This window comes from Hahella sp. HN01, from assembly GCF_018986435.1.
In the GTDB taxonomy this organism is placed as follows: Bacteria; Pseudomonadota; Gammaproteobacteria; order Pseudomonadales; family Oleiphilaceae; genus Hahella.
On the sequence record NZ_JAHMIN010000001.1, the window covers coordinates 485177 to 497020 of the forward strand.

11 protein-coding genes are annotated in these 11844 nt (G+C 48.3%); 4 read left to right on the plus strand and 7 right to left on the minus strand.

Annotated features, from left to right (window positions below):
• Positions 1-184 precede the first annotated feature (184 nt).
• Positions 185-3238 (minus strand): efflux RND transporter permease subunit, encoded by a 3054-nt coding sequence (locus KP814_RS02285; protein WP_216735220.1) that lies wholly within the window; start codon positions 3236-3238, stop codon positions 185-187.
• Positions 3235-4317, minus strand: a complete 1083-nt coding sequence (locus tag KP814_RS02290) for an efflux RND transporter periplasmic adaptor subunit (protein ID WP_216735221.1) — start codon at positions 4315-4317, stop codon at positions 3235-3237. The genes KP814_RS02285 and KP814_RS02290 overlap by 4 nt, the downstream gene beginning before the upstream one ends.
• Before the next feature lie 343 nt (positions 4318-4660).
• Between KP814_RS02290 and KP814_RS02295 the strand changes: the two genes are divergently transcribed.
• From KP814_RS02295 to KP814_RS02305, 3 genes are read left to right on the plus strand one after another with little or no spacing between them, the layout of a single operon-like run.
• Positions 4661-6067, plus strand: coding sequence for a hypothetical protein (locus KP814_RS02295; protein ID WP_216735222.1), 1407 nt, complete (start codon positions 4661-4663; stop codon positions 6065-6067).
• 42 nt (positions 6068-6109) lie between these two features.
• A complete protein-coding gene (locus KP814_RS02300) occupies positions 6110-6562 on the plus strand; it encodes a hypothetical protein (RefSeq protein WP_216735223.1) in 453 nt (150 codons plus the stop codon).
• Positions 6563-6592: 30 nt separating this feature from the next.
• Entirely contained in the window at positions 6593-7546 is a 954-nt protein-coding gene (locus tag KP814_RS02305) for a DUF4123 domain-containing protein (protein WP_216735224.1), read from the plus strand.
• Positions 7547-7713: 167 nt separating this feature from the next.
• Here the strand turns inward: KP814_RS02305 and KP814_RS02310 are convergent, their stop codons facing one another.
• Genes KP814_RS02310 through KP814_RS02320 form a run of 3 tightly spaced genes read right to left on the minus strand, consistent with a single transcriptional unit; the run spans position 7714 to position 8999 of the window.
• Positions 7714-7917, minus strand: coding sequence for a 4-oxalocrotonate tautomerase family protein (locus KP814_RS02310; RefSeq protein ID WP_216735225.1), 204 nt, complete (start codon positions 7915-7917; stop codon positions 7714-7716).
• 23 nt (positions 7918-7940) lie between these two features.
• Entirely contained in the window at positions 7941-8345 is a 405-nt protein-coding gene (locus KP814_RS02315) for a nuclear transport factor 2 family protein (protein ID WP_216735226.1), read from the minus strand.
• Between the two features lie 45 nt (positions 8346-8390).
• Entirely contained in the window at positions 8391-8999 is a 609-nt protein-coding gene (locus tag KP814_RS02320; protein WP_216735227.1) for a glutathione S-transferase family protein, read from the minus strand.
• 215 nt (positions 9000-9214) lie between these two features.
• On the opposite strand from KP814_RS02320, the gene KP814_RS02325 reads away from it, so the two are divergent.
• Complete coding sequence (locus tag KP814_RS02325) at positions 9215-10087, plus strand: LysR family transcriptional regulator (RefSeq protein WP_216735228.1); 873 nt, start codon at positions 9215-9217, stop codon at positions 10085-10087.
• A gap of 684 nt (positions 10088-10771) precedes the next feature.
• On the opposite strand, the gene KP814_RS02330 is transcribed toward KP814_RS02325, so the two are convergent.
• Together KP814_RS02330 and KP814_RS02335 are read right to left on the minus strand one after the other, a co-directional pair.
• Positions 10772-11065, minus strand: a complete 294-nt coding sequence (locus KP814_RS02330) for a hypothetical protein (RefSeq protein WP_216735229.1) — start codon at positions 11063-11065, stop codon at positions 10772-10774.
• 135 nt (positions 11066-11200) lie between these two features.
• Positions 11201-11587, minus strand: coding sequence for a hypothetical protein (locus KP814_RS02335; protein ID WP_216735230.1), 387 nt, complete (start codon positions 11585-11587; stop codon positions 11201-11203).
• Positions 11588-11844 lie beyond the last annotated feature (257 nt).

Consider the following 11844-nt stretch of genomic DNA (forward strand, 5'->3'; position numbering starts at 1 on the left):
TTCCTTTTAAGTATTAGCCTGCTGTCGAGAATCAGGTATTCAGCGGCACAGCTATCACTGGCGCTGCCGGACCTGAAACTGTTCCCGACGCAGGTTAACCAAGCGCTCCATGCCTGACTTGTAAAAAAGTACTGTCTATCCCGGCATTGCCATTCCCAATGCCAGGATAGATCCGCCAACGGGATTAAAACCGCACGCGGTAGAACGTGGCGTACAACACAGGCACCACACAAAGGGTCAGAATCGTGGAGAACAACAGGCCCGCCATGATAGCGATAGCCAGCGGCTCCCACATTTCGCCTCCACCCAGATACAAAGGCAGCAGCCCCAGCACCGTCGTTGCGGTGGTCAACAAGATCGGCCTGGTGCGTTGCTGCGCAGCGTTGATAATAGCCTGACCATGCTCGACGCCTTCCGCCAGCTCCAGATTAATACGCTCCAACAATACAATAGCGTTGTTGATAACAATCCCAGCCAGAGACACAACGCCCAGGAAGGTCATAAAGCCCATGGCGCTGTTCAAGGCCAACAGCCCCGCCGATACGCCGATCAAACCCAGCGGAATCGTGCTCAGGATAATGATCGCCTTGCGGATGGAGTTGAACTGCCCCACCATCAAAATCAGGATGACGAAACCAGCGATAGGCAGTTTATCGACGATAGACTGGTTCGCTTTACCAGAACTTTCCGATTCGCCGCCCAGTTCATAGCGAGTGCTGGTCCCCCACTCTTGCTGCTGGTCCTTGAGCCAGGGCGTCAGCTCGGCGAACTTCTCCGCCGCAGTGATGTCCCCTTCCAATTGAGCACCTACGGCGACGGTCTTCAGGCCATTGCGACGAAAGATTTTCGCGGTGTCCCAAACCACCTCGATGTCCGCCACCTGCGACAGAGGAACCGACTTACCGGTGGATTGCACATAGACCGACAAGGAACGAACGCCGCTTATATTGTTGCGATTGGAGCCTTCCGCCCGCACCATCACGGGAATGATATCCTCCCCTTCCCGGTACTCCGTCAATTCCAGCCCGCTAATGCCCGCTTGCAGAGACACCGCAATATCCTGACTTGTAACGCCAGCCCTAAGCGCCCTGGGCTGATCGATATGGATCACCAGCTTCTTGATGCGCTGCCCCCAATCATCAGTGATATTGGTCAGGCCGCCGATTTCACGCATCTTCGCTTTCAAGGCGTCAACGCGACGAAACAGCACATCCGCATCTGATCCGCTTAACCGCACTTCCACCGGATTCGCCACAGAGGGTCCGTTGGCCATGGGTTTAATCGTGGCTTCAAGATCTGGATGGTTATCCAAAGCATAGCGGCTGATCCGGTCAATCAGGCCACCCACCAGCTTGGCGTCGCTGGCGGTGACGATCATCATCGCATAGCTGCTGTTATTGGGTTTTGGGTTATAGGACAGAATGATTCTGGGACCAGCGTTGCCGACATAACTGACCCATTTGGTGACGCCTTCCTTGCGCGATTCCGTCACCTGCAGTTCGGACTCGATAAAGCCTTCCATGTCCGTGACCATCCGCCTTGTCTCTTCTATCGCCGTACCTTCCGGAAGTTTCAGCTCCACCTGAAAGTAATTCCGATCAGAAGGCGGGAAGAATATCTTCGGCACATAACCAAATCCTTTCATGGCCACGATAAACACCAGCAATGTAACGACAAGCGTCACTGCCCTATTTCTCAGCAAGGTCATCAAAACGCTGCGGTAGGTGCGATAGAACATCGATCCATAGCTTTCCTCCTGTTGGGTGACTTTGAGGAAGTACACGCACAACATGGGAACCACTGTGAGAGAAATAACCCAGGAGGCGAGAAGAGTAATCGCCACCACCTTAAACAGGGAGGAGGTGAATTCGCCGACATTGGACTCCGCCAGATAGATCGGCAGAAAAGCGGCGATGGTCGTCAACGAGGCGGTCAGCAAGGGGATACGCAGCTCCATCGCGGAGTCTATGGCGGCGTCTGTGGCGCTCTTGCCCTTCTCCATCAGCACCATGATGTTCTCCGCCATCACAATGCCGTTATCCACCAGCATCCCCAGCGCGATAATCAGCGCCGCCAGAGAAATCTGATCCAGTCCGATATCCAGATAAGACATCACCAAAAACGCTAATAGCATGGACAAAGGAATCAGGGTGGAGACCACCAGGCCCGTTCTCAGGCCCAGAGTGAACAACATGACGATGGAGACAACTGCAATCGCCTGCAGCAGGTTGGAGACAAAGTCGCTGACTTTCTGATCCACTTCTGCGGGAGAAAAGCTGACCAGATCAAACTCAATGCCGTAGGGATATTGCTGCAACAGCTCATTCATCATCGCCGAGACCTGCTCGCCCAGCTCAATATTGTTGCCGCCTTCCCGCATGGCCACCGCCACCGCCAGCGCAAACTCACCGGATGAGTGCAGCAAGGATTCCGGCGGGTCCACATAACCGCGCACCACTGTGGCGATGTCTTTCAAATACATCAAACGGTTGCTGCCGGGGATATTAATGATGGTCTGCTCGATATCCTCCACCGACTCAAAGTTGCCGCTCGGCTCAAGCGATATGCGTTCACGTCCCAGATTAAAAGAGCCGCCGGAAATAATAATGTTGCGCGTTTCCAACGCCTGTGACAGCTGACTAGGAGACAGCCCCAGCTCAGACAGACGAGAGTTATTGTATTCAACAAAAATACGCTCTTCCTGTTCGCCCCAGATTTCCACTTTGGCGACATCCGGAAACCTCAGCAGCTCCGTTTTCACATCATCGGAGATCTTTTTAAGTTCCGCATAGTTAAAACCTTCCGCCGTAATGGTCATGACAATGCCGAACACATCGCCGAACTCATCGTTCACATAGGGACCAACGACGCCATCGGGAAGATCAGTGGAAGTGGACTCGACTTTGCGCCGCAGATTGTCCCAGATCGGACGCATGTCCTTGTAGCTTTCCTTGATGTTCACCGTAACGATGGACACGCCGGTACGAGATTCGCTTTTCACGAAGTCCAGCTCTGGTATTTCCTTCACCGCTTCTTCAATCTGCGAGGAAACCAGCTCCTCCACCCGCTCGGGACTGGCCCCAGGGAAATAGGTCACCACCTGCGCCGCCCGCATAACGAACCCCGGGTCATAAGCGCGAGGCATTCCCAGGAAGGTCATGGTTCCGGCTACAGCAATCACCAGCAGGAGAACAATCGTGAGCCGGTTATTCTCTATCGCAAGCCGTGTGATATTCACTTGCTCCCCTCCGCGGTCAGGCGCACTTGCAAGCCGGAGTGCATCTTGCTCATGCCGGCGGTCACCACTTCATCGCCCTCTTCCAGGCCGGACAGAATTTGAATGCCGTTATTCTGAATCGCTCCGGTAGTCACCGCGTGGCGATTGACCACGCCTGTCGAGTCGTTTTCATGGCTGACCGTCCACACGTAGCGGCCATCGCCATCTTCCTGCACCACATGAGGCGGAACAAAAATAGCGCCGTCCTGTCCCGTCGCTTGCGGCGGACGGCCTCTAACCGTGACGGACATGCCCGGCAGAATGTTGTATTTAGGGTTCGCCGGCATGCTAAAAGTCACGTTGAACAAACGCGTCGCTTCATCCGCACGGGAGGACACTTCTTTTAGTTTCAGGGGAAAACTCTCGCCAGGAATGCCGGAGAACATTGCCTGCACTTCCGGCTCTGTCCCCTCCTGCGCGGTAATCATCAAGCTTTCAGGAATATCCACTTTCACCAGCAGAGAAGAGATGTCCTGCAGCGCATAAATCGGCTGCATGGCGGAGACTTCTTCATAGTTTTCAACATAACGCTTGGCGATCCTGCCGCCGAACGGCGCCTTCAGCTCGGTGTACTCCAGATTTCTCTGCGCAGACTCCAGCGCCGCCTGGGCTGCAATATCCTGCGCCTGCAATTTGCTGAAATCCGACTGGGAAATAACGCCTTTGCCGATCAGGGATTTACCCCGCAGGAAATCATCATGGGCCTGCTGATAATCCGCCTGACGACTCTTGAGCTGAATGAGAAAGTCAGTATCGTCCAGCTTCGCCAGCACCTCTCCTTCCTTCACAATCTGCCCTTCATTCACGTTCAGACTATGCAGTTTCCCCGTCACCCGAAACCCCAACTCCGCCTTCTGCGCCGCATCCACCGTACCGGGAAATTCACGCCAGTTCGCATTCTCCACCGCTCCCACCACAAGGGTCCTGACGGGACGCAAAGGTTTCTCCTCCGTCGTCTGTTGGTCCGTTTCAGAACAACCTTGCAATACGCCAAGAGAAAGCAAAATCGCCATAAAACTGAACTTGCTTAGACTGGTCATCGTGACTCCCTAGCTATTGATTTACTGTTAAATTAAACCCGGCGGACGCAAAAAACCGATGCGCCATGGAATGGCGGAATTATGGCTGGTTAGGGAGGGAGGGGCCAGTTTTCGTTTTAGCACGGGAAGATTAGAGAACTCCCAGATCGAGCTTTGTCCAGGATATGGAGTCAAGACAGCGAAGACCGCTAGCCATATATTCCTATACCGATAGAGCAATACGCCTAAGGCCGTTCTCTCAGTAAAATGCACTTGCATTGTAACCGTACGTAACTTGTTTCTAAGCTCCACTTCATTTCGCTTCACCTGTTAGAAATGATGTAATACAAGGGATGTTTCCTTCATGTATTCCAGCCGCCTCTTCGCGTTTAAGCATTGGTCCGACATCACTGTCGCTGACCTTCCCCTTATCGAATCCCCCTTTTTTGCCGCGAGCTATGCAGACCGTTGCTTGAGCAACGACTTCAAGGTTAGTGATGTCGCAAGCAATCTATGCGGCTATCACTTCCGCTCGGGGTTTGGAGCTTTTCCAGGTCGTGGTTCACCCCACTTCCGTAAGTGGAGAGATGACTTTGTCAAAGGCGTTGAACGCGGCGAAATACTGTTGGTTTTTACCGACAATAAAAAGCCTTTCTGTCCAGTTATCAGCGAGAGCGAAGAGGGAGTCGCACCTGTTAGTTCAGAGGTGAAGCTTGCTGAGCGTTTAATTGCTCGCGCCAATCCAGCTCCACCACCACCGCCAGCGGTGACTGGAGAAGTTATGGAGGTTACGTCCTTAGGTGGAAACCCTGGCTGGTCAAGCGCTCCCAGTGAAGCTCGAAATGCCTCATCTTCTACTACACCCAGTTCGCCGGCATCAACCCAGCCATCAATAAAGCAACAGGGATCTGAAAACGCCCAGATTCAGAGCAATAAAGCTGCTGCTCAAGAAGCTCAGCCCTTTTTTGAAGACAGTGCGCCCAACCCAAAACCAGCTATACCAAAAGCTCAGCCTTCAAACGAAACCGAGTTCAACCAACCTGAAAACTGTAAAGGATGGGGGTTAACAACTGATGAGTGTGTCAACGAATATACGGCTGAAGTGAAAGATGTATTCAATCGCTGGGGCACTCTATCCCCTGAAGAACGATCAGGCGAGCTCAGCGCCGCACTAAATAAGCAATTAGCGAAAGAAGGGATTCCAGCAATATCGATTATAAGCCGGCCAATAAAAGGCGCACTGTTTGACTTCAAATACTGGGTAGTATTAGTTGATAAGAGCTTGATCATGCAGTCATCACTGGCTCAGGTCGAGCAGATTCAGCTGGCAGACCATTTGCTCCATGAAGCAAGACACGCAGAACAATGGTTTGGTATGGGGCAGCTTTATGCTGCTAAAGGTGGCGACCCTAACGATATCGACCTGCGCGCCGATGTCGCGGAAGTGGCCAGGATGAATCCTCTTGACCCAGAGTCTGATAAGGGGCAAGCAATCGACAAAATGTTCCAATATGTCTACGGTGATAATTTTGATGATCGTGACGCTGTATATGACCAGCTAGACAAGGCTGAAGATGTATTAAAAGCCACGGTTGTTAGACGTGATGCGCTACGACAAGATCCAAACGCAACAGCAGAGGCTATTGAATTGGCGCAAGCAGATGTCGCTGGCGCGAATCTCCAATACATGAAGGCGGTTAAAGCATATCAAAACTTACCGGAAGAGGCTGACGCATGGGCTACCGGAGCTAAGGTACGAAAAGCTTGGTAGAAAAGCGAACTAGTTATTAACCCACTACCTGGATAATTTAAGATGGAAGAGCTAAAAGAGTTAGAAGAAATTGTGGACCTATACCTAAGCGGGAAAAGTAATGGTCTTGATTTACTGTCATTTATCGCAATTGACCATGATAAAGAGTTCGCGTCTTTAGGCGATATTTCATTTACACCTTACAACACCATTTTTGATTCGGGGTTCCTATCCTTTTGTACAGAAAAAAATCCCTCAACAGCAGAATCACTGGAGCTCCACCTTTCACCTGAAACAGCTATATCTCTAGCAGATTTGAGCAAATGTTGGGGGGATTTTAGAAGAGTGCCGACCACCCCGGGTGGCCGCCCCTACAACTATGCCTTCCCCAAGGTGTTAAAGCCGTCATATCAATATTCAGGGTATATTCGCGCACAACTAAGCGCTCCAGTCGACACGCCGGATTCAAAAGTGATTGTTATTATGATTAGCCGTGATCCTATTTCTAAACCATAATTTTCACTAAATTTAAGATGCAATCACTTTATGGATATGGCAGCGACTATTGAAACACTTAAAGCTCAGTGCCCTAACTTCGAGTATTACTATGCCATCGTGGATTGCGCTCAAGATGATAGCCTCTATGAAAAGATACAATTAAGCGGGTGCCAATATTCAGCACTACTTGAAGCTGAAGCGAGCGAGGAACTGCTACGAGTTTCGCCTCACATTATTGAACTAAGAGAAAATGCTTTCTGCTCATGGCTTCTAGCTCACGGATGGGGCCGCTCATGGGCGATTTATATCGCCAGTCAGCGTCCAATTGGTTATCTAATACGACACTTCAAAAAATTATCGAAGGTCACAGGTCCACAGCGTCAAAGCTGGTTCTTCCGATACTATGACCCAAGAGTATGCCGAGACTTGCTCCCTATATGCGACGCATCTCAATTAAACCGAATCATAGGCAAGGCCGGTGTTTTTTGGATGGAGGGTTTAGATTCCACTACCACACTAAAGTACTCATGGAAACCCGGCCAGCTAGAATGCTCCACATACCTGGTTAACGGTGACAATCAAGCCATTAAGCAAATCATTCACCATCCAGAAAAAGGACAGGCCGATGACGATAGTGACTCATATGTGAGTGTAAGCCAGAGCCAATATGATACTCTGAAGGAAGGCGCGCACCGCAACTTCATATTAAGCTTAATTAAAGAAGTTTCCACACGTCATCCAGACAAAGCCAAAGTATATAGCCAAGAACAACTAATCAGGTATATTGAGTTCGCCTTGACACAAATGAATGAGTTGGGCGGACATGGAGCACATTCCGCTAATTACTTCATCGAGGCCTGCTTCTCGTTTGGATGGGACTTTTTATCAAATCCTGATTATTACTGGGTCAGAGAGAAGTTCCTAGATAACCCAAGCATAGAAGACCCAAACAGGCGTTTAAAGTCGCTTTTCGAGTATTGCCGCAGCCAACAAAGTAAGTAGCTGTAGTAAATAATTACTATGTATTAGCCGTATCAATCTTGAGAATCATCACGGGTTTTCTTAACGGCCCCCTAAAACATCGTAACTAGAGAGCCGCAAGGGTAATACGGAAACTCACCGTGCACTATCACCGGAACGCAGACCAGCTCCAGATGGATTGTTAAGTTCTAATTACTTCTATTTCGCAAATCCGTCACTTGATCGTACCCAATTCCCCAGTTATCCGTATTGATCTCATCAATAACCACAAATGTGGTTTCGGGATTTTTGTTGAGTACATCCACCATTAGCTGAGTGGCGCCTTTTATAAGTGCTTTTTTCTGTTCGCGGGTGACGTTTTCATCTGTCACTTTAATGTTTATGTAAGGCATATTTTTTACCTGTTTTAGACGCGTTATTTGTCGTTGGATAGATCTGCGTACATTTTATTAACAATTAGCCACTGACCGTTTTCTTTTAACAGACCCAGATAATCCACGTAGTTGTATTCGAACAGGGGGCAAGCCACTTTTACCATGGCCTGCTCCCCCGTTATCTCCACCGAAAGTAATCGAAATTCATAGGGTAAGCCCTGTTCAGAAGGGACAGGACGGCTTTTCACTGCGTCGAGCCAGTCCTTGAGAGAGCGTCTTAACCCTGGCGCTTTTAGTACAGCGTCAGTGTGGAAGATGCGCTCTAGCAGTGCAGTATCGGCGTAATGAAGTCCTTCAAAATAGGCTCCAACGATGTTGATGATGGTTGTGAAATCTGTCTGGCCAAAATCAAGCTCGCTCGTTCTATGTTTTAAACCCCTGTCCATTCTCTTCCCCTTCGATTGCTGGCGATGATGACGCTTAAGCCGTCGTTATGCCGCCGCTTGGCGTTGCTCGTTGTTCAAAGCAGTTTGAAAACTCGGCATTGATAAAACATGGTCAATCATCTTTTGTGTGTTGGGCCCAATATGAATATCCACGGGGAAACTGGCGCCCCAACGTGAATACACAGTCAACATGATGTCAGCTGCAGACACCGTTTCGCCCCCAAGGAAGTTCTGCTCCGTTAATCTGTCTTCAACCACATTCCACAGTTGATTTATGCTGCTTGCCGCAGAGGCGTAGGCGGATTGTTTTGCAGATTCACTGAGGTCTGTATTGGCTACAAAAAATAGCTTGCTATAGGCGGGGTGCATGGTTGCGTTGGCGAACATGATATTTTGAATGGCCTGAGCCCGTGCTGCTTTCTCGGTCGGGAACAAAGCATTTGGGTGAGTTTCTAATAAATGCAGCATGACTGCGGCGCCTTCTGTATAGGTCTTACCGTCCTTTTTCAAAACAGGCACTGTGCCAACAGGGTTAATGGCTTGGAAGTTTTCTACAGCTTGTTTGCTTATGATCTGAACGGGTTGATTGAGTTCGTGAAGTACTACCTGGGTCGCTAGGGAACAGGCGCCTGGAACGTAATAAAGTGTGTACATGATGTGTTCCTTCTTCTGAAGCTGTTTGGTTTGATAAATAGTCTGTCGTCCTACTTGTGGCCAGACAGCTTCGTCGTTGCATTTGATGGGCCAGTTGGTAGGTCAACAGCTGCAAGTCTAGAGTTTCTATTTGTTTTGATATATCGCTACAATGGGAACCGATAGTTTCTGTTATGGAAACTATCGGTCCAATGATAACTACCTGCTTAACGTCCATGGATAAACTCAGAGCGCTTCAATTCTTTGTTCGACTGGCTGATCTCGGCAGCTTTACGCGAGTCGCTGAGCAAACCAATACCACCAAGTCCATGATCAGCAAGGAGATCTCCAAGCTGGAAGAAAGCCTGGGAGCGCGATTGCTTCACCGCTCCACCCGCAATATAGAGCTGACCCATGTGGGCCAAGGTTATTTACAAAGGGCAAGAGCCATATTGGCGCAACTGGATGACGCAGATTCATTCGTGCAAGACTTGCAACAGCACGCTAAAGGAAAGTTGAAAATCAATGCGCCCATGGCATTGGGCCTGACAGATCTATCTTTGGTGTTTGCTGATTTCATGGAAGCTTATCCAGATATTCAGTTGGATATTCATTTGGGAGATGAAAACACGGACTTAGTGGAGCAAGGATTTGATTTGGGCTTTCGAGCTTCCAGTCGACCTTTCGACTCACAATACGTGGGCCGGCCACTTACTCGCTTTGAATATCGTGTATGCGCTGCCCCCAGCTATTTAGAAAATCACCCGAAAATTGCCACCGCTGCAGATTTGAGCCAGCACAACTGTTTTGTGTACAGCTACTTTCAAGGTAAAAATCTATGGCCTATCGGCGAGGGCGTCACGATAGAGGGCAAACTTAGAGTCAACAGCACCATCTTCATGATGGAGGCCATTAAACGCGGACAGGGAATAGGTTTTATTCCCGAATTTGTTTGTCGCGACGCGATAGAAAAAGGTGAAGTGGTGGGGATTCTCGCTGATGAAACCAAACCCAACCTCACACTGTACGCCTTATACCCAGCGCGACGCTACGTACCACCAGCGTTAACTCACTGTATTCAGTTTCTTGAACAGTGGTTTGAGAGATAGTGCTTATTTATAAATTGGGGGCTGGGTATATTTGAGACGGGTCAAAGAAGATAAAAAGGCCAGCCCGCAGAAGATTGGTCAGTAGAGCCGCTAAAACTGCTCACTTAACGTTAGACTCTAGCTAACTCCACTGCATTACTATTCAACGCAGTAACACCACTTTCTGTCCTAACTTTTTTGTGAGCACTTCATAATTTGGCTCTACAACATTTAGGAGCTCAAGAAAAAACTCGACTAGCTCAGCATTGTCTTCTGATGGTGGAGAAGCATACAAAACACATATGACAGCTCGAATTGCGCAGTATTCTCTAACTGCCGTATTAGTTGAGGCTGATCTATCGTCTAGATATTTCCAACAGTCTACTCTTGCCTGCAGTAAGTCATCAGCATCTGCTGTTCCTTCTAACCAGAAGCGTTTAGCAGTATGAATCCCAGCAATGCCAATTTTAGGACAGTAACCTTCCACTATCCCCAGGCAGCTAACCATCAGTTTAACACACCGCTCATATCTATTGCATGCAACGAGGATAATACTCTTAATAACAGGGCCGTAGTCCACTTTAGTACTTTGTCCTGAGTTGGTCTATCACATGACCGCAAGTAGAAACAGAGAGCCATCCAACAAGAGAAAAACGAGTTAAATTACAGTCTCGCACGGATACCCCCCCAGATAATTCAATGCTGCTAAGCTTTCAAGGAAGCCATATGAAAGTTTGTCATTTGAGTAGTAAAAGCAGAGTTGTCGTTCCTTCCAATCGAAACTTTGTAACGGTTTTGGTCTGTCATAACATTAGTTGCTCCACCGTCTGTGAGAGCTTCGTGAAGATCGTTGCCGGGAATTTTAAAGTTATCATTTCGGCTGAAAACGTAAAAGTTTATTTCCGGAGAAATTCCAAGCTGCTTAGCAGCTTGTAAAATTGCTTTGCATGTATTTGAATACAACGACTTGTTGGCGCGAATAAGCGCTTGGTTGGACATGTCATTTTCTCTGTCAACATTCAAATTCTTTGCATAGATTTCCGAAAATATTACAGCCGGAGATATATTGCAATATATGCTCGCCATTTTGACTGATATAACGATATCTTGAGCCAGTGTTCCATTTACATTGAATTACTCCGCTTCGAGTTCTCTAACGTTATGGCGATACAGTAAAAGATCCTGAATTTCCTGAGAACGATAACCGCTTAGAACTACATCTTCAGTATCAAGAGATGAAGTGGCAAGTTCATGCATTGGATATACTCCGTCAGTCTGATCAACCCACTCTTCTGGAAGAAACTGTACACACATCTTCACTTCACTAAGCTCCAGACGATCACCTTCCAGCTTTTCCTGAACTTTTTTGAGAATACTAATCAGAGCTTTCGCGCCACCTATCTTTCTTGGGAGTGAAACATAGGCGTCTGTAAAATAAAATTCACACCCATCAAAATCAATCTCACAGCCTTCAAGAGGTCGACTTTTTATCACAACAATCCACGTTTGCTTTTCTGTCATATCAATATCCCATTGAAAGATTCAAATATGCGTTTAATTCAATCAACTCAAGCCGCCTCAAAAGCTTTACTATAGGTTGCATCATGATTCGTTTAAACATGCCGCAATTTTTATTAATCCGGCATCGATATAGGCATTCTATGCCGCATATTTGATGCTTGGGTGGTTAAAGTATTTTTTCACCCTCGAAGGCTTCTTTTGCAACATACACATATGGGATCGAACTTTCTTTTTGAGATCCCCTTTCTTTCGTGCCG